We start from the raw sequence: 23,652 nt of genomic DNA on the forward strand, positions 1-23,652 counted from the left end.
GGCATTCACCGGTTCGTCTGGGCGCGTGCAGGGGTTCGGTCATTGGCGGCTGAGGTGGACGAGGTATTCGTTGTGGTTCAAGGGGTTTCCGTCGGTTCGGGGGCGGGTCGGGGCTGGGGTGGAGACGGGGTGGTGGGTGTGGAACGCGGTGGTGAGGAGAGCCTCGCCGTGGGTGAGGGCCGGTAGGTGGGACTCGAAGGGGTGGGTGGTGGCAGCCGGGATCGTGCCTTCGAGGTGGGCGTGCTCGGAGTGCAGGGCGGTGTGTTCGACCAGGCCGCGGGATTCGGCGAGGTGGCCGAGGACTCGGGAGATCGAGTCGGCCGGGATGTCGAGCTCGAAGTGGTTGATGGGTTCCATCACCGTGGTCCCGGCCTCGTGGATGGCCTGCATCAGGACCGGCGGGACCAGGCGGCGGAAGTCGGCGGCGACCGTGCCCGCGCTGCTGTAGTCGGTGTAGGTGAGGTCAATCCGGCAGTTCGGAATCTCCCAACCCGACAAGCCCTGCTGCAGGGTGTTCCGGACCGCCTCCTCGATCGCCGTGTGGAACGCCCGCGGGAGCGCCCCGAGTTCGACCTCGATCCGGTAATCGATGCCCTCGGCAATCGGTGCGACGCGGAAACCGACGCCCGCCGTCCAAGGGTTGCCGGCAGCACCCATCTCCCGGTACGACGTTCCCACGCCGTCCAGCCGTTCGATGTGGATGGGCCTGGTCTCGCTGAAGGTGACCGACAGCCCGTACTCCGTGTCCAGCAACGAGGCGATCACCTCCTTCTGCACCTCGCCGTACAGGCTGACCGTGAGGTCGTCCGCCTTGCGCACGCGGATCAGCGGGTCCTGCTCGGCCAGCTGGGTCAGCGCCTGGAAGAGCCTCATCCGATCCCGGGCGGAGACGACGGTCTCGAGCGTCGGCGGTGCGAACAGTTGCCCGATCCCGGACGACCGTACGCCGAGCTGATCGCCGATCCGGACCTCCTTCAACCCGCGCAACGCCACGATCTGCCCAGCCTCTGCTCGCTCGACGGACCGCCGCGACCCGCGCTCGAAGACGTCCACGGCCGTCGGGCGAGCCTGGTACGACGGCCCGTCCGCGGGGTGCACGTCGACGTACGCCCGGGACGAGAGTGAACCGGCGAACACCCGAGCCGACGCGATCTTCTGCCCGGCCGCACCCCGCTCGACCTTGAACACTCGTGCCCGCAGGTCGTCCGATGGATCAGCCGTAGCCCGCGGCAACCACGACCGAATGCCTTCGATCAACTCCGGCACCCCGTCGCCGGTCATCGCCGACCCGAAGTACACCGGATGAACCTGCGCGGCCTCCACCTGCCGCCGCAACTCGACCGCATAGGCGTCCACCGGCAACGAGTCCTCCAGATACCTGGCCAGGAACTCGTCGTTGCGCTCGGCAAGCAGTTCGCCAAGTCCCTTGTTCTGCAGGGAGAACGGCGAGAACCGCGCCGCCCGCGTACCGAGGTCCCGCACCGATCCCATCGGTACGGCGGAGGTCGTCAGCAATCGCGCGATGTCTGCGAGCAACTCGTCGTACCGGGCACCGACCCGGTCGATCTTGTTCACGAACAGGCAGGTCGGGATGCGCAGCCGGGCCAGTGTCCGCATCAGCAGGCGGGTCTGGACCTGCACACCCTCGACCGCCGAGATCACCAGCACGGCGCCGTCCAGCACGGACAGCGCCCGCTCGACCTCGGCGATGAAGTCGGCGTGGCCGGGGGTGTCGATCAGATTGACACTCAGGTCGCCCAGCTCGAACGCCACCACCGCCGAGCGGATGGTGATGCCGCGCTTCCGCTCGAGGTCCATCGAGTCGGTCTGGGTGTCGCCCGCATCGACCCGGCCGACCCGGTCGATCACACCGGCGGCGTACAGCAGCCGCTCGGTCAGGCTGGTCTTACCGGCGTCGACATGCGCCACAATGCCCATCGTCAGAGAGTTCAAGGGTCCTCGCGAATACGTCGAAGTGATCAGTCCTGTCGAGGTAGATCACTGCGCGGCGCATCCCGGTCTCCTGTCACTGGTCCTGGTCATTCGGACCTTCGATGGCAAACGCTTGGATGGTAACCCCGGTCCCGGTACGTCGCGAGCGATTTTCCCGTCAGCCCTTTCAGAAGGCGATCGGCGCCGATTAACCTGCCGCCCACGCAGCCGCCCAGGTCCCGTTACATACTTCGCGGAACGGGACTTCCAGGGCGGCCGCTGGGGAGGACAAGGAGTTCTCATGTCTCTGACGGACGACTATCTCGCCGCCGCCATCACCCGGGGTCCCACGCCGAGCGCGATCCGCGCGGCGGTCGACCCGAAGCTCGACGCCACCACGTTCCTCGGCCGGTCCCTCAGCCGCCCGGCCTTCCTGGACGCGGCCGAGTACGGCCGGCTGACAACCGACCTGGATCTGCTGCACTCTGCCCTGACCCGGCTGCCGGAGCGCGTGTTCAACGGCGACCTGGGAGCCTTCGCCCGCGCGGTCGGCCTGACCGAGGCGCAGACCGAGGCCGTCGTTCGCGGTCGCGGGCCGGCCCCGAGCCGGATGGGTCGCGCGGATCTGTACAAGGACGAGCAGGGCTTCCATCTGCTCGAGATCAACATGGGCAGCACCGTCGGCGGGGTGGACAACCCGGTGCTGAACCGGGCGCTGCTGGAGCTGCCGTTCTTCGCCGAGTTCGCCGACGAGCACCGGCTCACCTTCACCGAGACGATGGAGGAGGTCGTCCGGACGATCCTGACCGAGGCGAAGGTGCCGACCGGCGTACGGCCGGTGATGGCGATCGCCGACTTCCCGGACAGCTATCCCGACCTCGAGCGGCAATTGCACAAGAGTGCCGCGATGCTGGCGCCGATGGGGATCGACGCGCTGCCCTGCCCGGTGGACGCGCTGACGTACCGCGATGACCGGGTGTGGCTCGGCGATCAGGCGATCGACGTGGTGTTCCGGTTGTTCATGATCGAGGACCTGCTGAAGCCGGGTGCGGTCGAGATGCTCGAGCCTGTCCTGCAGGCGGCCGAACGCGGACACGTCGCGATCTTCACCCCGCTCGACGCCGAGCTGTACGGCAGCAAGGGATCGCTCGCGCTGCTGTCCGACGAGGCGTACCGCGATCGCTACCCGGCCGACGAACTCGCCGTCCTCGACCGCATCCTCCCGTGGACGCGAATGGTCCGCGCCGGTCAGGTCACCGTCGACGGACGGCAGGTGGATCTCCGGGAGCACGCGATCGCCAACCAGCAGGAGCTCGTCCTCAAGCCGACCGCGCTGCACGGCGGGCACGGCGTACTGCTCGGCTGGCAGACCGACGCGGCGACCTGGGCCGACCGGCTCGACAGCGCTATGGGCAACCCGTGGGTGCTGCAACGCCGGATCCATCCGGTGCCGGAGACGTTCCTGACCGATGACGGGGACGAGCAGTGGTTGCTGACCTGGGGAGCCTTCCTGGTCGCCGGCGGCCTGGGCGGATTCCTGATCCGCGGATCGCGCGATCTCGACGGTGGCGTGGTCGGCATGTCCACGGGCGCGACCGGGGGCTGCTGCTTCTTCCAGGCACCGTAGTCAAACGTTCGCTTCGCCTGCCGGTCTGAAATCCCCTTGTTTTCAAGGGTTTTCAGGCTGGCGGGCGACGGCTCCGGGGAGTAATCTCGCGGACTGCGACCGGCCCTGTGAGGAGAGTGATCGGGGCTCGGCCGCACACACTGCCGCCCTGAGGTAGGAGCCGCCGCATGATCACCTCCACCGGTGTGACCGTTGTCGTCGTGCCGCCGGCCACGGCCAACGGGCCCCTGCACGTCGGGCACCTGTCCGGGCCGTACCTCGCCGCGGACATCGCGGCCCGGGCGGCGCGGGCGCGCGGCGAGCGGGTGGTGACGACCGCCGGGTTCGACGTCCACCAGAACTGGGTGCTGACCCGCGCCGAGAAGGAGGGCGTCGACGTCGAGAAACTGGCCGCCGCCTACCGGGACGAGATCGTCGAAGCACTGGATGCCGCCAGAATCCGGTACGACGTGTTCCTCGACCCGCAGAGTACGGCGTACCAGCACGGCGTCACCACCCTCGCCGCCGACCTGACCGAGGCCGGCCGGTTCCCCCTGCGCAGGCTGACGTTGCTGGCCTGCGAGGACTGCGGACGCACGCTGCACCAGTCGTACGTCGTCGGCACCTGCGCCTGGTGTGGATCCGAGGCCGCGGGTGGCGGCTGCGAGGGCTGCGGCGGTTACACCTCGGCCGAGAACCTCGTGGACCCGGTCTGCAACCGCTGCGGTGGCGCACCGAAACCGTTCCAGGCGAACGTCCCGGTGCTGTCGATGGAGGACTACCGCCAGGAACTGATCGAGATCTGGTTGCGTGCCGAACTCCCGGACCGCGCCCGCCGGATCGTCACGCACTACCTCGAGCACCGGCTGCCCGACGTACCCATCGCGTATCCGACCAACTGGGGACTCAGAGGCACCGGCCCGCACGAGGGCCTGCGGCTGGAGGTGTACGCCGAGGTCGGGTTGTCCACCGTGTACGGCGTCGCGCAGTCGCTGCAACCCGGGGCCCTGGGATTGGAGGAGACCTCGCGGGCCTGGTCCGAGGTCGGCGCGTTGTGGCACTTCAACGGGATCGACAACGGGTTCTACTTCGCCCTGTTCTGGCCCGCGGTCTATCTGGCCTGCGGGGTGCCGCCGGAGGCGATCGGCGGGGCGCAGGTGAACGAGTTCTACACGCTGGACGGCTCGAAGTTCTCGACCAGCCGGAACCACGCGATCTGGGCGAACGACTTCCTGCACCACGAGGACGTCGACATCGTGCGGCTGTATCTCGCGTGGGACCGGCCCGACCGCTACGCCAGTGACTTCACGGTGGCGTCGTACCGGGAGTTCGAGGCGTACGTGCGGCCGCTGCTCGACGGTGCGGGCACGACGTCGCCGGTGCCCGCCGTACTGGCCGAGGAGGACGTGAAGCGGGGTGCGGCGGCGTTGCGGCCGCGCGGGTTCGATCCGGCGCTCGCGGTCCGGGCGGCGCTGACCGGGCTGGCCGCGAGTGCGCCCGGAGTCGATCAGTTGCTGTCGATCCTGATCGGGCGGTGACATGGACGTCCCGAACTACGACGGCCGGATCTTCCGCCCGCTCGGCAACCCGCCGGACGCGCCGACCGGCCGCTACCACCAGAACGGCAAGCTGATCTGGGCCGAGTTCGGCGGCGGCCGCCTGTACTTCGGCCGCCTCGTCGGCAGGTGTGACGACGACGGCGTCATCACCGCCACCTACTGCCAACTCGCCACCGACGGCACCGTCACCGCCGGCCAGGTCACCAGCACCCCCGCCTACACCCCCGCCGGCACCCTCACCCTCACCGAGCACTACCACCGCCTCGACGGCGCCACCGGCACCTCAGTGATAGAAGAGGTAGACGCGTCCCTGGCCCCACCCCCACCCGATTCCCTGACAGGCTGAGGAAATCAGGCCTTGAGGAGCGGAACGTCGTACTGCTGAATGCGCTCGTCCCGGGTGACCAACGTGAGCCGCTCGGCGAGAGCCTGCGCAATCAGCATGCGGTCGAACGGATCACGATGCACAGCGGGAAGTCGACCCGCGACATCCGCATGCCGGTATCGGACAGGCAGTTCGCTCAGCCCGCTCTCGTCGATCAGTTCTGTCAGGTCATCCGGGATCTGCAACTTTCCCAGCGAGGTTTTGATGGCCAGCTCCCAGATCGTCGCGGCGCTGACATACACCTCGAGCTCCGAATCGATCTGATCCTTCACACCATGAGAAAGCTCGGAGCTGTCCTCGAGCCACCACAGCAGCACATGCGTGTCCAGGAGCAGCCGGGCAGGGGTGGTGATCACGAGAGCAGGCCGAAGTCGCGGGCGATGGACTCGTTGGTCTCGTGAGAGTCCCAGTCGTCCGCCCGGTGGATCCGGCCGGCCAGAGATCCCCGTCCCACCCGCCGTACGGTCGTCGGCAGTGGGACGACCTTGGCCACCGGCCGTCCCGCCCGGCTGATGATGACCTCCTCGCCGTGCTCGACGCGCTCGATGATCCGCGACAACTGAGTCTTCGCCTCGTGGATGTTGAATTGCGCTGCCGGCTCGCCCATCAAACCTCCTTAGTCCACTTAGCTAAGTGTACTCGGGCCCCGGAGGTCGGCTAGCGGTTGGCGGGGGCGGGGAGGATTCGGGCTCCGGGGACGGGGGCTTCGGCTTGGCGGACCATGCGGCAGAGGCCGGACTCGGCGAGTTCTACGGCGAGGTCGACGGCGCTGCGGCTGTCGGCGGCGAGGAACAGGCAGGTGGGACCGGAGCCGGAGACCTGGGCCGCGAGGGCGCCCTGGTCAAGGCCGAACTGGAGGGTGTCGCCCAGCTCGGGGCGGAGGGAGAGAGCGGCCGCCTGGAGGTCATTGCTGAGGGCAACTGCGAGTGCGTCGGGCCGGCCGGAGAGCAGGGCGGTGAGGAGCTCGGGGCGTACCTCGGGAGACTCGACCCGGCGAAGCGGGCGCAGCCGGTCCAGCTCGCCGTACACGGCCGGCGTCGACAGTCCACCCTCGGCGATCGCGAAGACCCAGTGGAACGTACCGCGCGACATCACCTCGGTGACCTGCTCGCCGCGGCCGTGGCCGAGCGCGGTGTGGCCGACCAGGCAGAACGGTACGTCGCTGCCGAGCTCGGCCGCGAGATTCTGCAACTCGGTCTGCGACAACTGCAGGCCCCACAGCCGATTGCACGCCACCAGAGTCGCTGCCGCGTCAGTGGATCCGCCGGCCATCCCACCGGCGACCGGGATGGTCTTCCGGATCGTCAGCGCGACGCCTTCCTCGACGTCGTACTCCGCCTGCAGCAACCGCGCCGCGCGGACCGCGAGGTTCGTCTCGTCGGTCGGTACGTCGGACGCGAAGTCACCGACCGCCTCGACCGAGACCGCCGCGTCGTCGTCCCGCACCACCGCGGTCACATCGTCGTACAGGGCAACGGCCTGGTAGACCGTGGCGACGGGGTGATATCCGTCCGGGCGCGGCGGACCGACCGACAGACCGAGATTGATCTTGGCCGGCGACCGCACCGTGACCTCAGCAGAAGGTGACACGCGGACAGGCTAGGGCATGTGCCGCGCAGTAGGCGCGGGAGACCGCGACATGCCCTAGGGGCATCAGATGGCTCGACCCGCACCGGCGAGCGCCGCGAACTCGGTGATTCCGAGCATCTCGCCGCGCAGGCCCGGATCGATGCCTGTGACGCGGAACACCTGGTCGAGGCGACCGCGGTCCGGCATCCAGCGCGCGAGCGCCGAGCGGACGGTCTTGCGCCGCTGCGAGAACGCCGCCTCGATCACCGCGAACACCTCCTGCCGGCTCGCACTGGTGACCGGCGGTTCCCGCCGCTCGAAGGCGACCAGCCCGGAGTCGACGTTGGGCGCCGGCCAGAACACGTTCCGCCCGACCGGGCCGGCCCGGCGGACCTCGGCGTACCAGGCGGCCTTCGCGGACGGTACGCCGTACGTCCGCGAGCCGGGCGGGGCGGCGAGCCGGTCGGCGACCTCGGACTGGACCATCACGAGCCCGTGCCGCAGCGACGGCGAGACCTCGAGCAGATGCAGCAGCACCGGTACGGCGACGTTGTACGGCAGATTGGCGACACACGCCGTCGGCGACCCGATCTGCTCGGGGCCGACCGTCATCGCGTCGGCCTCGACCACCGTGAAGTCACCGGCCTGGTCCGGGGCGTACGTCGCGATCGTCGACGGCAACGCGGACGCGAGCACCGGGTCGATCTCGACCGCGGTGACCGGGTGCCCCTCGGCCAGGAGCGCCAGGGTCAGCGACCCGAGCCCCGGCCCGACCTCGAGCACCGTCTCGCCGGCCGTCAGCGCGGCGGCCCTGACGATCCGGCGGACCGTGTTCGGGTCGATGACGAAGTTCTGGCCGCGCTGCTTGGTCGGGCGGACGCCCAGCGCGGCGGCCAGTGAACGCACTTCCGCCGGACCGAGGAGTCTCGGTCCGGCGGAAGTGGATGAATCAGACGAGGTCACCCCGTCAGTGTGTCAGGCTCGCTTGCCGCACACCGGCCAGGCGCCGTACCCACCGCGGTCGGCCTTGACCTTCTCCGCGATCGCGATCTGCTGCGCCTTGGACGCCAGGTGGGCGTTGGAGGCGTAGGCATCGCCGCCGTAGGCCACCCAAGTGCCGTGGTCGAACTGCAGACCGCCGTAGTACCCGTTGCCGGAGTTGATCGACCAGTTGCCACCGGACTCACACTCGGCGATCCGGTCCCAGGCACCGGTGTTGCCGCTCGCGGGCGGCTCGGTGTCGGTGGTCGGCTCCTCGGGCTTGGCCTTGGTGCCGACGAGGACCTTCTCGTCGACCGGTGCGGTGACCACCTTGGTCGCGAGCACCTTGCTGGTCGACAGCTTGCCGTCCAGGTAGGTGAACACGTAGGTGACCGCCTTCGAGCCGTCGGTCCCCTTCGTGGTGGTCTTCTTGGTGCCCTCGAGCATCGTGGCCGACTTGGTCTGGTCGGTCCCGTGCGCGATCGCCAGGGTCTTGGTGACCCTCTTGACGTCGACCTTCACGTACCCGACCCGGTTCACACCGGGCTTGAGGGCGGTGGTCGCCGCCGGGCTGATCCGGTCGTCGGAGTCCCAGGCGATCTTGGCGCCGGTGAGAGCCTCACCGACGGTCGATGCCATGGACTTGACGGTCGCGACCTTGCCCTGCCGCACGATCTGCACGGTCTTCGGGGTCTTGACCACGAGCTCCAGGCCCTGGCGCCCGATCGGCGCGCTCCGGCTGGTGGAGAACACCGCGGCGCTGTCGTACCGCAGACCCAGGTCGGCCAGCGCCTCGTTCACGCTGTCGGCGGTGGTCCAGAAGGCCTTCTTGGTGCCGTCGGCGTTGACGATCAGCTGGCGGCCGTACTGCACCGCGATCTCCTGGCCGTCCTTCAACTTCGAATCCGGCGACGGGGCAACGACGTCGTGCTCGCCGATCTGAACTTTCTCGGCCTTCAGGGCGTCTGCCACGGTGGAACCGAAGGTGTGCACCTTCTGCACCTGGCCGTCGACGGAGAGGCTCACGGTCTTGCTCTTCGCGGCATACGCCACGGAACCGCCCGCAACGGCGAACGCAGCCGTCGCACCGACGGCCGCGATGATGGACTTACGCACTAACGCTCCCAGGTAGGGCCACCCGGGCACGGGGTCGGACAGCGCTGGCGTAAGGCCGCAAGCTCCGGGTAATTCAGGGCCCGGGGTCCACGGTCATCGCCGAGGGGCGCGCTGCCCGGAACCTTCCCCGATCCCGGCCAACATCACGAGACAGTAACGAAGATGTCCCGGAAGCGCCAATCCTCTCGTCGGCGAGTCGCAAATTAGTGTAATGGGCCAGTTACACCAGGTGATGGCCCCAGTGCCCTCGATGCACCACTTCGGCCGTGCTCCGGCGGCCTCGTTTCAGCGACGGGGAGCGCCTGTCCGGGGCCCGGTGGCCGACCGCCAGCAGACCGATCAGGTCGAACCCGGCCGGTACGCCGAACTCGTCGTACAACTTGCCCACCTTGTCCGCCGGAGGCCCGAAAAAGCAGGCTCCCAGGCCTTCGTCGACGACCGTCTGCAGCATCAGCAGCACCGCCATCCCGGTGTCGACGTACCAGTACGGCGCCGTCCAGTGGGACTCGTCGCGGTCGGTCCAGCCCTTGTCCGCTTCGGCGTACCGATCGAGGTACGCGTCCTTGTGGGCGAAGGCGAGGATCAGCAGCGGCGCCCGGCGCAATCCTGTGAGCCATCCCACATACTTCTCGTCGGGATCGGCGGCCGCGATTCCCCAGTACCGCTCCCGATCGTCGCCCTCCAGGGTCAGGAACGCCCACCCCTGGCTGAAACCGCCGGACGGGGCGTGCAGACCGTTCTCCAGGATCCGTTCCCGGACCTCTGCCGGCACCGGCCGGTCGGGGTCGAAGTTCCGCACCATCCGGCGCCGCCGCACTACCTCACTGAACTCCATGGGCACTGTCTACCAGCCGCGCCAGCAGGTAGGCCTCGGTGCCCGCGAGCCCGACCGAGCAGAAGATCACCGTCTGCTCGGCACTCGTCCTCCCCGGAGCGTCCCCGGCGAGCACCGCACCAAGACCGGTCAGCCGATCGTGCTGCGGGCTCCCGACCAGGATGAACGGCGGGTCGTACGCCGACGTCTGCGCGATCGAGTCCGTCACCGCGACGTCCGCCCGGGCGACCAGGTCGGGACCGAACTCGACCCGCCCGACCTGCTTGGGTCCGAGGGTCGTCACATACGCACCCGACGCGATCCAGCCGGCCTCGATCACGGGCACCGGACTGCTCGTCGCGAGTACGACGATGTCCTTGCCCTCGACCGCGTCCCGCGCCGACTCCACCGCGACCGCAGGCAGTCCCAACTCCGCGGAAACCCTTGCTGCAAAGGCATTCCGGCGTACCGGATCACGACTGAAGATCGCGACCGACGAGAGCGGACGGACCGTGGCGATCGCCCAGAGCTGGGTCCAGGCCTGGCTGCCGGTCCCGATCAGACCGAGGGTCGTCGCGTCCGGATTCGCCAGCGCGTCGACCGCGACACCACCGATCGCACCGACCCGTCGCGGGCCCAGTTCGTTGCCCACAGCAATGGCTCGGACGGCGCCGGTGGTCCAGTCGTGCACCACGACCACCTGGCTGCCGGGATCGGTGTCGAACGAGTCGTACGACCGGTAGCCGAACCACTCCCCCGTCAGCGCCCCCGTGGTGAACACGAGCCGGCCGTCACCCAGGACCGTGCTGACCCGCGGCGGAGTGTGCAATCGCCCCGCGTGCGCGGCCAGGATCGCCTCGCGCATCCAGCCGACCGCGGCGGCGGGCTGGAGCCGGGCCGTGATGTCGGCGTCGGTGAGGACGTCTACCACGAGCCGCCGAAGGCCCGGTCGGCGTTGTCGCTCAGGGCACCACACAGTTCGGCGACCGAGATGTTCAGTACGCCGGCCATCTTCCGAGCCGTGTGCGGGATCAGGTACGACGCGTTCGGCTGGCCGCGATGCGGAGACGGGGTCAGGTACGGCGCGTCGGTCTCGACCAGGACGCGGTCGAGCGGAGTCACCGCCAGCGCGTCGCGCAGGGACTGGGCGTTCTTGAACGTCACCACGCCGGCGAAGCTCAGGAACGCGCCCCGCTCGACGCACTTGCGGGCGAACTCGGTGTCGCCGGAGAAGCAGTGCATCACCAGCCGGTCCGGCACGCCCTCGTGGTCCAGGATCTTCAGGATGTCGTCGTGGGCGTCGCGGTCGTGGATCATCAGCGTTTTGTCGAGCCGCTTCGCCATCTCGATGTGCGCGGCGAACGACTCGTGCTGCGCGGCCCGCCCGTCCTCGCCGGTGCGGAAGTAGTCCAGCCCGGTCTCGCCGATCACGCGGACCTTGTCCGAGGTCTGCGCCAGCCGCTCGATCTCGGCCAGCGCGCTGTCCAACTCCCCTGCTGCCTTGAGCTTCGGCGCCTCGTTGGGGTGCAGGGCGACGCCCGCGATCAGGTTCGGGTACTGCTCCGCGGCCTCGACCGCCCAGACCGCGCCCGGCAGGTCACAGCCGACCTGGACGATCCGGGTGACGCCGACGGACGACGCCATCCGGATCGCCTCGGCCGGGCTCAGCCAGGCGCCGTCTTCGCCGTCGGCGATGTCGAGATGGCAGTGCGCGTCGACCACGCTCATCGGCAGCGGGTCGGGCAGCGCCGGACGGCGCCGGTCGCGCGACCGGCCGTCCTCCCCGATCGCTGCGCGTTCCCGGGTCGGCCGGTCGACCTCCACACCATCAGCAGACATACGGCCCAGGTTACTGACCTTCCGCCGCCTCCTTGACCTTGGCCACGAGCATCTCCCACATGCCCTGGGAGTGCTCGGCCTCCTCCTCGCTCGCGTTGTTGTCCTGCGTGAGCTTGAGGTGGGTCGCGTCGTCGCCGGTCAGCTCATAGGTGAGCGTGTGGTAGTTCTCGGGTACGTCGGGCTGTCCGGTCAACGGGCTGAAATGCGTCAGCCTCAGCAAGCGGCCGGACTCGACCTCGAGGATCTCGCCCTTGTCCTGGTACGGCTTGCCCTCCCACTCACCAGTCCAGGTGATCGGGCTGCCAACCTGCCAGTCCGTTTCCACCTCGGCACCGAACCACAGCTGCTTCAGTTGCTTCGGGTCGGTCAGCACCTCCCAGACCTGCGCAGGAGTCGCCGCGATGTCGGTCTCGGCAGTCGCCAGGTAGCCGGTCATTGTCATCAGCTCCTTTCTGCTTCGACCGTACGACCGCCGCTCCTTACGGTCTTGTAGAAACACGTCACCCGAGTCGCGCCAGCTCCTCGTCGACCACTTCCGGCGGCAGCTTCGCGAAGACCGGTGTGGGCGTGGGCACCACGGTTCCCGGTACGACGGGCTCCGATTCCCAGCGTGGTTGCGCGGTGTAGTCGCCGGTGATGATCGGGTACGACGGCCCGCCGTCGAGGTCGTCGACCTCACGAACCTCCGGCTGCGGCTGGAACACCCCGGTCCCGCCCAGCGTCTCGTGCACCTTCTGCGCCGAGTGCGGCAGGAACGGCGCGAGCAGCCGGTTGCTGTCGGCCACCACCTGCGCGGCGACATGCAGGATCGTCGCCTTCCGCTCCTGGTCGGACTCCTTCCAGGGCGCCTGCTGGGAGAGGTACTGGTTGGCGTCCGCGGCGTTCCTCATCGCTGCCCCGATGCCGAGCCGGAGCCGATGGTGCCCGAGGTGATCGCCGACCGTCCCGAACGCTTCCTTGCTACTGGCAAGCAGTTCGCGATCGGCCGGGGTCAGCTCCCCGGCCGCCGGGATCGCGCCGAAGTTCTTCGAGATCATCGACGCGGTCCGATTCACCAGGTTGCCCCAGGTGCCGACCAGTTCGTCGTTGTTCCGGCGGACGAACTCCGACCAGGTGAAGTCGGAGTCGTGCGTCTCCGGCCCGGCGACGGCGATGAAGTACCGCAACGCGTCCGGCCCGTACCGCTCCAGGACATCGCGGACATAGATCACCACCGACCGCGAGGACGAGAACTTCCGTCCTTCCTGGGTCAGGTACTCGCTGCTCACGACCTCGGTCGGCAGGTTCAGGACGCCGTACGGCCCGGGTGAGGCGTTGTAGCCGAGCAGTTCGGCCGGCCAGATCTGCGCGTGGAAGGTGATGTTGTCCTTGCCCATGAAGTAGTACGACAGCGCCTGCGGATCGGACCACCACTTCCGCCAGGCCTCCGGATCGCCGCTCCGCCGGGCCCACTCGATACTCGCCGAGAGGTAGCCGATGACCGCGTCGAACCATACGTACAGACGCTTGTTCGGGTTGTCCTCCCAGCCCGGCAGCGGCACCGGGATGCCCCAGTCGATGTCCCGCGTCATCGGCCGCGCGCGTACGTCGTCCAGCAGGTTCAGCGCGAACTTGAGGACGTTCGGCCGCCAGCCGGTCCTGGTGCGGAGCCACGCTCCGAGCGCGTCGGCCAGGGCCGGGAGATCCAGGTAGATGTGCTCGGTCTCCACGAAGACCGGCGTCTCACCGTTGATCCGGCTGCGCGGGTTCCGCAGGTCGATCGCGTCCAACTGGTTGCCGCAGTTGTCGCACTGGTCGCCGCGCGCACCGTCGTACCCGCAGATCGGGCAGGTGCCTTCGATGTAGCGGTCCGGCAGGGTGCGGCCGGTCGACGGCGAGATGGCGCCCATCCCGGTCCGCGGGACGAGATATCCGTTGCGGTGAACGGTTCTGAACAGCTCCTGTGCCACGGCGTAGTGGTTGCGCGTGGTCGTCCGGGTGAACAGGTCGTACGACAGCCCGAGCGCCTGCAGGTCCTCGACGATGACCCGATTGTACCGATCGGCGAGCTCCCGCGGGGTGACCCCTTCCCGCTCCGCCTGGACGAGGATCGGCGTACCGTGCTCGTCGGTCCCGGACACCATCAGTACGTCGTTCCCAGCCATCCGTTGGTACCAGCTGAACACATCGGACGGAACGCCGAAGCCGGAGACATGGCCGATGTGCCTGGGACCGTTCACGTACGGCCAGGCCACGGCGGACAGGATGCTGGTCATGCGCCCGACTGTAGAAGGCGGGTCCGTCGGCGGCGACCGGAGTAGCAGCCGGACGCGCCGCCGGCACTCACCAACCTGCCGTTGCCCGACCGGGACGTGCCTGCGCACGCTCAGCGGCGAGCTGCCGGCCGAGGTTGGTGAGTGCCGCAGGTCCGGATTACGGGAGGACGACGACCTTCCCGCGAGCGTGACCGGATTCGCTGAGCTCCTGGGCCTTGGCGGCGTCCGCGAGCGGGAAGGTCTGGGCGATCCGGACCCGGAGGTCGCCGGCCGCGGCGGCCTCCAGCTGGTTCGTCAGATCGGCCGCGATCTCCTCGGGGCTCTTGGTGGCTCCCATCGACGCCGCGACCCCCAGCTCCGCGGCGCCGAAGTCGGCGATGGTGACGATCCGCTCGGTGCCACCACGGAGCTCGATCGAGTCCGGCAGGACGCCCTGACCTGCGGTGTCGAAGACCGCGTCGACGCCCTGCGGCGCGGCCGCGCGGACCCGGTCGACCAGGCCGTCGCCGTACTCGAGCGGGACGGCGCCGAGTGACCGGAGGAACTCGTGGTTGGCGGGCGACGCCGTACCGATGACCGTGGCGCCGGCGGCCTTGGCGAGCTGAACGGCGATCGAGCCGACCGCTCCGGCGGCACCGTGGACGAGAACGGTCTCGCCGTCCTTGACCTGCAGTTCGTCGAGCACGCGCTGCGCGGTCTCACCGGCGACGGGCAGTCCGACCGCCTGCTCCCAGCTCAGTCCGGCCGGCTTGGGAGCGGCGTTGCCGAGGATCGCGTACTCGGCGTACGACCCGGTCGCGGACCAGCCGACGACCTCGTCGCCGACGGCGAACCCAGCGCCCTCGCAGACCTCGTCCACGACCCCGGCGACCTCCATCCCCGGCGTAGCCGGGAACGTCACGTCGATGAAGCCCTTGGTCCAGCCGCGACGGACCTTGAAGTCGATCGGGTTCACGCCGGCCGCGTGGACGCGGATCCGGGCCTGCCCGGGACCGGCGTGCGGTTCGGTCACTTCCTCGGTCCGGAGCACCTCAGGACCGCCGAACTCCTCGAAGACCACCGCTTGCATCTCACTGCCTCCACCGATTGGTTGATAGTTCAATCAAGGATGCCCGCGCCGCCGGCATTCCCGACTGGCCGAACGGACGGTTGTCCACCGGCCGAAAGACGGGCTCGGGTGGACGCATCAACCGACGTACCCTGACCTCATGCAGACGGCACTCACCGCCGACGTGCTGGCCGCGGCGGCGCAGATCATCGACGGACCGACCGACGAGCTGTTGATCCGGCTCTCGGCCGCGACCGCCGAGCTGATCCCACATCGCGCGGTCGCCCAGCTCGCCTCCCAGTGCGCCTCCACCCCTGTCACCACGCACGGCGACCCTGCCCTGGCCGAAGCCATCACCGGCGCCGACCTGGCCGGTCTGCTCGGCGTCGTCACCGCCGGTCATCCGTGGCAGGGCGTCGTACCGATCGCCGGTTCGACGCATCCCGTCCTGGCCGTCGCCAGCGACCGGGCGCCTCGCGGATCGGTGGTCGTCTTCCTCCGGTACGACGAGACGCCCGCGGAAGCCGGCACCCTGCAAGCCCTGTGGGACCTCGTCACCGCGCACATGTATCGACTCACGCTCGAGCGTGAGCCCGGCGCGCTCGCGCAGAACCGGGCCGTGGCGCAAGCACGCGCCGATCTCGCGGCCGAGCTCGGTGAAGCCCACGCGACCACCCTCGCCACCTTTCTCGGCGTCCTGCGCAACCAGCGGATCGACGACACCTCGGCCCGGACGATGACAGTCGAGCTGGCCCTCAACGGACTGGCCGACCTGCGCACGGACACCCAGCGGGACCGGGTGTGGAGCGGCGAGGAGCCCTCGGGCAAGGCGTTCGAGCGGCTCGCGGACTCACTGCGGGCGTTGCTCCGGCACGGGCCGGTGGACCTGGAGCTGGATGCCCCGGGCAACGATCGGCTGATCCCCGCGGGTGTCGCTCATCGGGCCCGCGTCGCCGTACGCTCGGTGGTCCTCGCGATGCTCACCCAGGACCGGGTACGACGGATCCGCGTCGGCTGGCGGTGGACCGGGACGGACCTCCAGGCCACCGTCCGCGACGACGGCCCCGGCCGGCTCGAGGACGTCCTTGACCTGGGTCAACTGGCCGAACGGCTTCGGTTGCACGCGGACGACCTCGACCTCGACGCGGTCCCGGGCTGGGGTCTGACCGCCCGCATCACCCTGCACGCGCACGAGACTGCCCCGACCCACACGACCACCTCGGACTCGCTCGCCGCCCTCGGCACCCGGGAACTGGAGGTGCTGGAGCGGTTGGCCCAGGGACTGCGCAACCGCTCCATCGCGGACGACCTGCACATCAGCGAGTCCACGGTGAAGTTCCACGTGGCCAACATCCTCACCAAGCTGGCCGTGACGTCGCGGACTCAGGCGGCTGCTCTCTACCTCGCGACGGCCTAGGCCTCTTCGAGCCGCGGGAAAAGCGGGTCGCCCTTGGTCAGCACCGCGCCGGCCGGGAGCTGGCCCCAGGTGCCGGCGTCCTGGACGCGCTGGTCCTTGAGGGCGCCGAGCTTCTCCTCGGCACCGAGCAGGGTCCACAGCTTCGCGGCCGACTTCGGCATCGTCGGGTTGTGCAGTACGGCGACCGCCCGCAGCGCCTCGGCGGCGGAGTACAGGATCGTTGCCAGGCGATCCCGCTGGGTCTCGTCCTTCGCGACCTTCCACGGCTCCTGCTCGGTCACGTAACCGTTGACCGCGCCGACCAGCTCGTTGATCGCGGCCAGGGCGTCCTGGAACGCGAGCGTGTCCATCGCCTTGTCCGCGGTCGCGACGGTCTGCGCGAGCTTGTCGGCCAGCGCCTGCTCGGCCGGTCCGTGGTCCGTCGGCTCCGGCAGCGCACCGTCGAAGTACTTCCCGACCATCGCCGCGATCCGGCTGGCCAGGTTGCCCAGGCCGTTGGCGAGCTCCGAGGTATAGACCGCGCTCAGGTGCTCCCAGGAGAACGACCCGTCCGACCCGAACTGGATCGTCCGCAGGAAGTAGTAGCGGAACGCGTCCGACCCGAAGTGGTCGGTGATCTCGTGCGGCGCGATCGCGGTCAGCTTGGACTTGCTCATCTTCTCGCCGCCGACCAGCAGCCACCCGTGCGCGAACACCTGCTTCGGTACGGCGACCTCCGCGGCCATCAGCATGGCCGGCCAGATCACCGCGTGGAACCGGAGGATGTCCTTCCCGACCAGATGTACGTCGACCGGCCACAACCGCTCGAACCGCTCCGGGTCGGTGCCGTAGCCCGCCGCCGTCACGTAGTTCAGCAGCGCGTCGATCCAGACGTACAGGACGTGGTCCTCGTCCCACGGCACCGGGATGCCCCAGTCGAAGGTCGACCGGGTGATCGAGAGGTCCTGCAGGCCCTGCTTGACGAACGCGATCACCTCGTTGCGAGCGCTGGCGGGAGCGACGAAGTCCGGCTGGGATTCGTACAGCTCCAGCAGCTTGTCGGCGTACGCCGAGAGCCGGAAGAAGTAGTTGGTCTCGGAGACCTTCTCCAGCTCGGTGCCGTGGATCATGCACCGCTGGGTGCCGTCGGAGTCCGTGCGGATGTCCGTCGGCAGCTTGAACTCCTCGCAGCCGACGCAGTACAGGCCCTCGTACTCGCCCTTGTAGACGTCGCCCTTGTCGTAGAGCTTCTGCCAGAACTCCCGGACCCGCTCGGTGTGGCGCTGCTCGGTGGTCCGGATGAAGTCGTCGTACGCGATGTCGACGTCGACCCAGGCCGGCTTCCAGGACTCCTCGACCAGCTTGTCCGTCCAGGCCTGCGGGGACATGCCCTGCGCCTCGGCGCTGCGCATCACCTTCTCGCCGTGCTCGTCGGTACCGGTCAGATACCACTTCTGCTCGCCACGCTGGGCGTGCCAACGGGTCAGGACGTCCCCGGCCACCGTCGTGTAGGCGCTGCCGATGTGCGGCGGTGCCGTGACGTAGTAGATCGGGGTGGTGACGTAATAGGCCTTCTCGGACATAGGAAAAGGGTAGTGCCGAACGCCAGGGCTATTTACCGGGGTCTCGGGCGGCCAGGACGGCGTCGTACACGGTCCGTTTCGGGACGTTGAAGCGCTTGGCGACGTCCGAGATGGCCTGCTTGCGCGGCGTACCCGCCTCCTCGTCGGTGGCCACCTCCGCGGCGAGCTCGGCCGGAGTGAGGACCTTGTTCGGGTCCGCGCCGGACACGACGACCGTGATCTCGCCCCGGACGCCGTCCTTGGACCAGGTCACGAGCTCGTCGAGCGGGCCGCGCTTGACCTCTTCATATGTCTTGGTGAGCTCCCGACAGACCGCCGTACGACGATCCGTCCCGAAGGCCTCCGCCATCGCCTCGAGGGACGCGGTCAGCCGGTGTGGCGCCTCGAAGAACACCATCGTCCGCGGCTCGTCCGCCAGGTCGGCCAGCCGCCGGGCCCGCTCCCCGGGTTTCCGCGGCAGGAACCCCTCGAAGGTGAACCGGTCCACCGGGAGACCGGACAGTGCCAGGGCGGTCAGCACTGCCGACGGGCCTGGTACGGCGGTCACCTCGACGCCGGCGTCGATCGCGGCCGTCACCAGCCGGTATCCGGGATCCGAGACGCTCGGCATACCCGCGTCCGTCACGACCACGACGGTCTGGCCCGACGTCAGCGCCTCCAGCAACTCTGGCGTCCGCTCCCGCTCGTTCCCCTCGAAGTAGCTGACCACCCGGCCCGCGACCACGATCCCGAGCTCCGACGTCAGCCGCCGCAACCGCCGCGTGTCCTCCGCGGCCACCACATCGGCCTCGCCCAGCACCCGCCCCAGCCGCGGCGAGGCGTCCAGCACGTCCCCGATGGGAGTCCCTGCCAACACCAATCGCCCGGTCATGCCGCTGAGTCTAGGGCGCGTGCATCTCGACAGGAGGTGCCGGTTGTAGGGGGCAGATCCTCCGCCTGAGGACGGCTTAGGAGGGGGCTTTCCCGCCGAGACGTCCTGTCGATCTGCACAGTCCTTGCGGCGGTGTGACCGGCGCGTCCGTACCATGGCGGGCGTGACTGCTGTGATCGAGGACGGAACCGCGCGCCGTGCGGACGCTGCCGCCGGGCGGGAGACGCTGGGGCGGGACGTGCTCGGGAGACGGCTGCCACCACTCAAGGAACGGCTGTACCCGCCGATGCCGCGCGATTTCGAGGGCGGCTGGATCGCGACCCTGGCGATCACCGCGCTGGCCGCGTTCATCCGGTTCTGGCACCTCGGCGACCCGGCGAAGTTCGTCTTCGACGAGACGTACTACGCCAAGGACGCCTTCAGCCTGCTGAAGTTCGGGTACGCCCGGCAGTTCATCGACCAGCCGGAGGGCGCCGCGGACAAGGCGATCCTGGCCGGCAACCTGGACGTCTTCAAGGACACCCCGAGCCTGACCGTGCACCCCGAGGTCGGCAAGTGGATGATCGCGGCCGGTGAACAGCTGTTCGGGATGAACACGTTCGGCTGGCGCTTCATGCCGGCCCTGTTCGGCGCGCTGACCGTGCTGCTGGTGATCCGGACCGTACGGCGGATGACCCGGTCGACCCTGATCGGCAGCATCGCGGGCATCCTGCTCGCGGTCGACGGCCTGCACTTCGTGATGTCCCGGGTCGCGCTGCTCGACATCTTCCTGGCGTTCTGGCTGGTGGCCGCGGTGTCCTGCCTGGTCGCCGACCGGGACTGGACCCGGCGCCGGCACGCGAAGTCCCTCGACACCCCGGTCGCCGACGGCGAGCGCCGTGGCCTCGGCCGCTGGCTGCTGTTCCGGCCCTGGCGGATCCTGGCCGGTGTCTGCTTCGGCCTCGCGCTCGGTACCAAGTGGTCGGCGGTGTGGGTGCTGGCCGGCTTCGGCATCCTCGTTTTCGCCTGGGACTACGGTGCCCGGCGTGCGCTCGGCGTACGGCTCGCGTTCCTCAAGTCGGTGCTGGTCGACGGCATCCCGGCGTTCATCAGCATCGTGCTGGTCGCAGGCGTCACGTATCTGGCGACCTGGACCGGCTGGCTGCTGCACGACAACGCCTACGACCACGACTACGCGTCCAAGAATCCGGCGACCGGGGTGATGAAGATCGTCCCGGACGACTTCAGATCGCTGCTGCACTACCACGAGGAAGTGCTCGCGTTCCACACCGGCGACTACATCAAGAACGCCACCCACCCGTACGCCTCGAACCCGGCCGGCTGGCCGATCATCGCCCGCCCGATCGGGTTCGACGCGGTCAACGACATCAAGCCGGGGACGCCGGGCTGCAACCCGCCTGCAGGCCAGAACTGCCTGTCGGTGATCTCTGCCCTGGGTACGCCGATCCTGTGGTGGGGCGGAGCACTGGCGCTGATCGCGGCCCTGGTGCTGTGGATAGGCTCGCGGGACTGGAGATTCGGGATACCGATCGTCGGCTATGTCACCTGCTGGGTGCCGTGGTTCGCGTTCGACGACAGACCGATCTTCTTCTTCTACGCGGTCACGATGATCCCGTTCACCGTGATGGCGCTGGCCTTGGTGCTCGGCAAGATCCTCGGCCCGGCCAGATCGGCGTTCGGCAACGCGACACCACGCCGCCTGATCGGTAGCGCGGTCGTCGGTGCCTTCGTCGTCCTGGTCGTGCTGAACTTCGCCTACATCTGGCCGATCCTCACCGACAAGGTCCTCCCCCACTCCGACTGGCTCAGCCGAATGTGGTTCAAATCCTGGATCTGACCGACCCCACCGGGTGCTCCGCCGTCCGGCGGGCGGTCAGTGGCCGAGTTCGCCGTGGTTCTTGAAGCGCTTCTTGTGGCGTTTGGCTGAGGACTGACCGCCGACGCCGCCGAACAGGGCCAGGCCCTTGACCACGACGACGGGTGCGTCGGGGTGCGGGTCGTCGCTCCCGCGGGCCCCGAAACCGCCGAAGATGCCGACGCCCTCGTTGCGGACGGTGACACCCTCGGGGACGGTGATGTCGATCCCGCCGAACACGGCGAACGCCCAGATCGTCACCTCGCGGCCCTCGAACACCGCGTCGGTCATGTCCAGGTCGTGCCCGCCGAACACCGCGACCGCGTTGGTCCGGCGCTTCACCCGCCAGCGGCCCGTCCGCTCGCCGCCGCCGAAGATCGCCAGCATGGTGTCGAAGCTGTCCTGCGGGTTCGCCGGCTCCTCGATCGGGACCGGGCTGTTCGACGTGACCGGCTGGGCCATCGACGTCGGCAGCGGCGTCGTCCCGCCCGGGATCACCAGGTCACTGGTGATCGGCTCCAGCTCGCCGAGGGTCTTGGCCTGCAGCGTCTGCTCCAGCCGCTCGGCATGCTCGTCCTGAGACAACCGCCCCGACATCAGGGCTTCCCGCAGTACGTCGACGACCTGGTCGCGATCGGTGTCGGACGCGCGCAGGCGCGCATGCGGGTTCTGGCGGTCGGGCAGGTTCTCCATAAGACCGAACGATATATCGAGACAGGCCCGAAACGGAGCCTGAATCTTCCGGATCGATTCGCTGACGGCCGGGGGTCAGGTCAGGGTCGGTGCGCGGCGTACCCGGACGGCGAAGAGGACTGCGATCAGCGTGATCGCGGAGAAAGCCAGCGCTGTGCCCGGGTAGCCGCCGAGCCCGAGGCCGAGACCGCCGATGGCCGCACCGAGGAACGTACCGAGGCTCATCCCGGCGGCGTTGACGCTGAGGGCCGAGCCACGGAGATCTCCACTGCGGCGGACCAGAAGAGTGGTGACACAGGCGGCGACGGCCGCGTGGCTGGCGCCGAGGAGTGCGGTCAGGAGGAGAGTCAGCGGGAGCGTCGGCGAGAAGTAGAAGAGCGCGACGCTGGTCAGCGCGACGCCGAGGCCGATGAGCAGCATCTTCTCCGGGCCGATCCACGGACGTTCGAGCGCGATGTAGCGGCCGGCCAGGAGGTTGCCGAGGAAGAACGAGGCGCCACTCAGCGACCAGACGAGCGCGAACCAGCCCGGGGCGAGGTCGAACTTCTCGTCGTAGAAGGCGGCGAGGTACGCCAGGTAGCCCATGAAGGCAGCCGTCCGCAGCATCGCGACCACGAGCAGCGGCAGGGCGCCGGGGATCCTGCCCAGCTCGCGGTACGTCGTGAGGTAGCTCAGCCGCTCGTTGCCGCCGGCCCGCAGCGGTGCCTTCCGGCCGCGACCACGCCAGAAGAACGCGGCCGACAACGCCAGCGAGACGACCGATGCGGCGAGCAGATTGCCCCGCCAGCCCCACAGCAGCCCTGGTACGGCGAGAACCGGCGCAGCCAGCATCGCCATCATCGAGGTGGTCGCGGACACGAGCGTCGCGGCCCGCCCAGCCGCCACCGGGGACGTGAACCGATCAGCCGCGGCCGCACCGATCGACGGCGCCAGGATCGAGGTGGATGCCCCGATCAGCAAACAGAACGCCGCCAGCGCAAACACGTTGCCCACAGCACCAAGTGCCGCCGAGACCCCCAGCAATGCCAGCCCACCCGCAGCCACCAACTCCCGCGCCAACCGGTCGATCAATGGCGCCACCAAGAACCCGACCACCAACGCGGCCAACCCACCCAGGCCGCGCAACCCTCCAACCTCGGCCACATCCCCATCAGCCGCGGCCGCGATCGGCACCAGGTACATCCCGAACACCGTGAACGGAATCAGACTCACCGCCGAAGCCACCAAGAACGGCCACAACCGCCGCGCCATCCACAGATCGCCTGGCACGTCTGCCGGTCGCCCGCCGACGACCTGTGCGGCGATCGCCGGGTTCTGACTGGGGCTGCTCATGTGTCCGTCCTGGAGGGGTAGCGGTAGAGGGTGGTGGGGCGGGCGCTGAACTGGGAGAAGGGGAAGGGCTCGGCGGAGAGGGCGGTGACTCCGGAGCCCAGGAAGGCGCGGACCACGGCGCTGCCGGTCTGCGCGTAGATCGCCAGCGGCTTCGATTGCTGGCGGCAACGGTCCAGGAGTACGTCGAAACTCCCGTTGGACAAGGTCATCCCGGTCGCCACGACGGCGTCGGCGGCATCGACGACCTCGGTCATGTCCCGCGAAACCGGCAGCCCGGATGCGGTCTCGCGCAGGTTGAAGTCGCAGGGCAGGCAGATCCCACCTCGCTCGCTGATCGCGTCGACCAGTGGGTTCACCACCCCGATCAACGCGACCTTCCAGCCCGGTCGAACGTCGAGCAGCCCGGCCACCGCCGCATCCCGGGCCCGTGCGCGGAGGTCCGGCGTACCGGCGGGGAGCACGATCTCCTCGGCTCCGGACGCCGAGTGATGCGGCTCCACCGAGGCGAGATAGGCGTCCAGCGCCGCGATCCTCACCGGCAACGGACCATCCGCGATCAAGTCGTCCAGCGAGACCCCGGACGCATCCGCGCAGTACGACGGATCGAGCTCACCCGCCTCGAAGGAGCAGGCACCGAACACCTCGCCCACGCGGAGCAGGACGTAGTGGTTCCGGTACGTCACCTCGGCTCCCGGCAGCCGCGTCGTGTGATGCAACCAGAACGCGCTCGTGACGGACAACGTCGACGGATCCGGGCCCGATGAACCGGCGAGGACGGAGGAGGTGAGCGCAGCCACGGAAGCGGTCATCGGCCAGCC

At 69.1% G+C, this 23,652-nt stretch carries 22 protein-coding genes; 5 read left to right on the top strand and 17 right to left on the bottom strand.

What is annotated here, in order from left to right:
* Positions 1-39: 39 nt before the first annotated feature.
* The gene (locus ACGFH6_RS01690) at positions 40-1,938 is read right to left on the bottom strand and encodes a GTP-binding protein (protein WP_393379587.1); all 1,899 of its coding nucleotides are present in this window, start codon (positions 1,936-1,938) and stop codon (positions 40-42) included.
* Between the two features lie 295 nt (positions 1,939-2,233).
* Between ACGFH6_RS01690 and ACGFH6_RS01695 the strand changes: the two genes are divergently transcribed.
* From ACGFH6_RS01695 to ACGFH6_RS01705, 3 genes are all read left to right on the top strand, one after another.
* The gene (locus ACGFH6_RS01695) at positions 2,234-3,559 is read left to right on the top strand and encodes a hypothetical protein (RefSeq protein WP_393379588.1); all 1,326 of its coding nucleotides are present in this window, start codon (positions 2,234-2,236) and stop codon (positions 3,557-3,559) included.
* 167 nt (positions 3,560-3,726) lie between these two features.
* Complete coding sequence (locus tag ACGFH6_RS01700) at positions 3,727-5,076, top strand: class I tRNA ligase family protein (protein WP_393379590.1); 1,350 nt, start codon at positions 3,727-3,729, stop codon at positions 5,074-5,076.
* 1 nt (position 5,077) lies between these two features.
* Positions 5,078-5,443 carry a hypothetical protein gene (locus ACGFH6_RS01705; RefSeq protein ID WP_393379592.1) on the top strand — a complete coding sequence of 122 codons (366 nt, stop codon included), beginning with the start codon at positions 5,078-5,080 and terminating at the stop codon, positions 5,441-5,443.
* 5 nt (positions 5,444-5,448) lie between these two features.
* Here ACGFH6_RS01705 and ACGFH6_RS01710 read toward each other — a convergent pair whose 3' ends face one another.
* The 11 genes from ACGFH6_RS01710 to ACGFH6_RS01760 all read right to left on the bottom strand — a co-directional run bounded on the left by ACGFH6_RS01710 (position 5,449) and on the right by ACGFH6_RS01760 (position 15,125).
* Positions 5,449-5,838 (bottom strand): type II toxin-antitoxin system VapC family toxin, encoded by a 390-nt coding sequence (locus ACGFH6_RS01710; RefSeq protein ID WP_393379594.1) that lies wholly within the window; start codon positions 5,836-5,838, stop codon positions 5,449-5,451.
* The gene (locus ACGFH6_RS01715; RefSeq protein WP_393379595.1) at positions 5,835-6,089 is read right to left on the bottom strand and encodes a type II toxin-antitoxin system Phd/YefM family antitoxin; all 255 of its coding nucleotides are present in this window, start codon (positions 6,087-6,089) and stop codon (positions 5,835-5,837) included. The genes ACGFH6_RS01710 and ACGFH6_RS01715 overlap by 4 nt, the downstream gene beginning before the upstream one ends.
* Positions 6,090-6,139: 50 nt before the next feature.
* Positions 6,140-7,072, bottom strand: coding sequence for a 4-(cytidine 5'-diphospho)-2-C-methyl-D-erythritol kinase (locus tag ACGFH6_RS01720; RefSeq protein ID WP_393379597.1), 933 nt, complete (start codon positions 7,070-7,072; stop codon positions 6,140-6,142).
* A 63-nt stretch (positions 7,073-7,135) separates the two neighbouring features.
* Positions 7,136-7,957, bottom strand: a complete 822-nt coding sequence (gene rsmA / locus ACGFH6_RS01725; RefSeq protein WP_393379598.1) for a 16S rRNA (adenine(1518)-N(6)/adenine(1519)-N(6))-dimethyltransferase RsmA — start codon at positions 7,955-7,957, stop codon at positions 7,136-7,138.
* A 69-nt stretch (positions 7,958-8,026) separates the two neighbouring features.
* Positions 8,027-9,148 carry a ubiquitin-like domain-containing protein gene (locus tag ACGFH6_RS01730; protein ID WP_393379600.1) on the bottom strand — a complete coding sequence of 374 codons (1,122 nt, stop codon included), beginning with the start codon at positions 9,146-9,148 and terminating at the stop codon, positions 8,027-8,029.
* A gap of 220 nt (positions 9,149-9,368) precedes the next feature.
* On the bottom strand, positions 9,369-9,983 hold the full coding sequence (locus ACGFH6_RS01735; protein WP_393379601.1) for a nitroreductase family protein: 615 nt from the start codon (positions 9,981-9,983) through the stop codon (positions 9,369-9,371).
* Positions 9,970-10,893, bottom strand: a complete 924-nt coding sequence (locus tag ACGFH6_RS01740; RefSeq protein WP_393379602.1) for an ornithine cyclodeaminase family protein — start codon at positions 10,891-10,893, stop codon at positions 9,970-9,972. Before ACGFH6_RS01740 ends, ACGFH6_RS01735 begins: the two co-directional genes overlap by 14 nt.
* Positions 10,887-11,801, bottom strand: a complete 915-nt coding sequence (locus ACGFH6_RS01745; RefSeq protein WP_393379604.1) for a TatD family hydrolase — start codon at positions 11,799-11,801, stop codon at positions 10,887-10,889. Before ACGFH6_RS01745 ends, ACGFH6_RS01740 begins: the two co-directional genes overlap by 7 nt.
* A gap of 10 nt (positions 11,802-11,811) precedes the next feature.
* On the bottom strand, positions 11,812-12,237 hold the full coding sequence (locus ACGFH6_RS01750) for an SRPBCC domain-containing protein (protein WP_393379605.1): 426 nt from the start codon (positions 12,235-12,237) through the stop codon (positions 11,812-11,814).
* Between the two features lie 64 nt (positions 12,238-12,301).
* Entirely contained in the window at positions 12,302-14,056 is a 1,755-nt protein-coding gene (gene metG / locus ACGFH6_RS01755) for a methionine--tRNA ligase (protein ID WP_393379607.1), read from the bottom strand.
* A 157-nt stretch (positions 14,057-14,213) separates the two neighbouring features.
* Complete coding sequence (locus ACGFH6_RS01760) at positions 14,214-15,125, bottom strand: NADP-dependent oxidoreductase (RefSeq protein ID WP_393379609.1); 912 nt, start codon at positions 15,123-15,125, stop codon at positions 14,214-14,216.
* A 139-nt stretch (positions 15,126-15,264) separates the two neighbouring features.
* On the opposite strand from ACGFH6_RS01760, the gene ACGFH6_RS01765 reads away from it, so the two are divergent.
* On the top strand, positions 15,265-16,521 hold the full coding sequence (locus ACGFH6_RS01765; RefSeq protein WP_393379610.1) for a LuxR C-terminal-related transcriptional regulator: 1,257 nt from the start codon (positions 15,265-15,267) through the stop codon (positions 16,519-16,521).
* Here ACGFH6_RS01765 and metG (ACGFH6_RS01770) read toward each other — a convergent pair.
* Positions 16,518-18,083, bottom strand: coding sequence for a methionine--tRNA ligase (gene metG / locus ACGFH6_RS01770; protein WP_393379612.1), 1,566 nt, complete (start codon positions 18,081-18,083; stop codon positions 16,518-16,520). The two genes, ACGFH6_RS01765 and metG (ACGFH6_RS01770), sit on opposite strands and share 4 nt — an antisense overlap.
* Before the next feature lie 28 nt (positions 18,084-18,111).
* Positions 18,112-18,954 (bottom strand): 16S rRNA (cytidine(1402)-2'-O)-methyltransferase, encoded by an 843-nt coding sequence (gene rsmI, locus ACGFH6_RS01775; RefSeq protein WP_393379614.1) that lies wholly within the window; start codon positions 18,952-18,954, stop codon positions 18,112-18,114.
* 154 nt (positions 18,955-19,108) lie between these two features.
* Here rsmI and ACGFH6_RS01780 point away from each other — a divergent pair, with 154 nt between their 5' ends.
* Positions 19,109-20,791 (top strand): phospholipid carrier-dependent glycosyltransferase, encoded by a 1,683-nt coding sequence (locus tag ACGFH6_RS01780; RefSeq protein WP_360442199.1) that lies wholly within the window; start codon positions 19,109-19,111, stop codon positions 20,789-20,791.
* A 36-nt stretch (positions 20,792-20,827) separates the two neighbouring features.
* Here the strand turns inward: ACGFH6_RS01780 and ACGFH6_RS01785 are convergent, their stop codons facing one another.
* The 3 genes from ACGFH6_RS01785 to ACGFH6_RS01795 form a co-directional block, all read right to left on the bottom strand.
* Positions 20,828-21,502 (bottom strand): DUF1707 domain-containing protein, encoded by a 675-nt coding sequence (locus ACGFH6_RS01785; protein ID WP_393379615.1) that lies wholly within the window; start codon positions 21,500-21,502, stop codon positions 20,828-20,830.
* 75 nt (positions 21,503-21,577) lie between these two features.
* Complete coding sequence (locus tag ACGFH6_RS01790) at positions 21,578-22,834, bottom strand: MFS transporter (protein WP_393379617.1); 1,257 nt, start codon at positions 22,832-22,834, stop codon at positions 21,578-21,580.
* Complete coding sequence (locus ACGFH6_RS01795; RefSeq protein WP_393379619.1) at positions 22,831-23,643, bottom strand: Rossmann-like domain-containing protein; 813 nt, start codon at positions 23,641-23,643, stop codon at positions 22,831-22,833. The genes ACGFH6_RS01790 and ACGFH6_RS01795 overlap by 4 nt, the downstream gene beginning before the upstream one ends.
* Positions 23,644-23,652 lie beyond the last annotated feature (9 nt).

This window comes from Kribbella sp. NPDC049227, assembly GCF_043197265.1.
In the GTDB taxonomy this organism is placed as follows: domain Bacteria; phylum Actinomycetota; class Actinomycetes; order Propionibacteriales; family Kribbellaceae; genus Kribbella.

Bases quoted from the DNA above. Each gene is read 5' to 3' on its own strand.
- ACGFH6_RS01690 (WP_393379587.1), bottom strand. From the start codon at position 1,938: ATGGGCATTGTGGCGCATGTCGACGCCGGTAAGACCAGCCTGACCGAG.
- ACGFH6_RS01695 (WP_393379588.1), top strand. From the start codon at position 2,234: ATGTCTCTGACGGACGACTATCTCGCCGCCGCCATCACCCGGGGTCCC.
- ACGFH6_RS01700 (WP_393379590.1), top strand. From the start codon at position 3,727: ATGATCACCTCCACCGGTGTGACCGTTGTCGTCGTGCCGCCGGCCACG.
- ACGFH6_RS01705 (WP_393379592.1), top strand. From the start codon at position 5,078: ATGGACGTCCCGAACTACGACGGCCGGATCTTCCGCCCGCTCGGCAAC.
- ACGFH6_RS01715 (WP_393379595.1), bottom strand. From the start codon at position 6,089: ATGGGCGAGCCGGCAGCGCAATTCAACATCCACGAGGCGAAGACTCAG.
- ACGFH6_RS01735 (WP_393379601.1), bottom strand. From the start codon at position 9,983: ATGGAGTTCAGTGAGGTAGTGCGGCGGCGCCGGATGGTGCGGAACTTC.
- ACGFH6_RS01745 (WP_393379604.1), bottom strand. From the start codon at position 11,801: ATGTCTGCTGATGGTGTGGAGGTCGACCGGCCGACCCGGGAACGCGCA.
- ACGFH6_RS01750 (WP_393379605.1), bottom strand. From the start codon at position 12,237: ATGACCGGCTACCTGGCGACTGCCGAGACCGACATCGCGGCGACTCCT.
- metG (WP_393379607.1), bottom strand. From the start codon at position 14,056: ATGACCAGCATCCTGTCCGCCGTGGCCTGGCCGTACGTGAACGGTCCC.
- ACGFH6_RS01760 (WP_393379609.1), bottom strand. From the start codon at position 15,125: ATGCAAGCGGTGGTCTTCGAGGAGTTCGGCGGTCCTGAGGTGCTCCGG.
- ACGFH6_RS01765 (WP_393379610.1), top strand. From the start codon at position 15,265: ATGCAGACGGCACTCACCGCCGACGTGCTGGCCGCGGCGGCGCAGATC.
- metG (WP_393379612.1), bottom strand. From the start codon at position 18,083: ATGTCCGAGAAGGCCTATTACGTCACCACCCCGATCTACTACGTCACG.
- rsmI (WP_393379614.1), bottom strand. From the start codon at position 18,954: ATGACCGGGCGATTGGTGTTGGCAGGGACTCCCATCGGGGACGTGCTG.
- ACGFH6_RS01780 (WP_360442199.1), top strand. From the start codon at position 19,109: ATGGCGGGCGTGACTGCTGTGATCGAGGACGGAACCGCGCGCCGTGCG.
- ACGFH6_RS01785 (WP_393379615.1), bottom strand. From the start codon at position 21,502: ATGGAGAACCTGCCCGACCGCCAGAACCCGCATGCGCGCCTGCGCGCG.
- ACGFH6_RS01790 (WP_393379617.1), bottom strand. From the start codon at position 22,834: ATGAGCAGCCCCAGTCAGAACCCGGCGATCGCCGCACAGGTCGTCGGC.
- ACGFH6_RS01795 (WP_393379619.1), bottom strand. From the start codon at position 23,643: ATGACCGCTTCCGTGGCTGCGCTCACCTCCTCCGTCCTCGCCGGTTCA.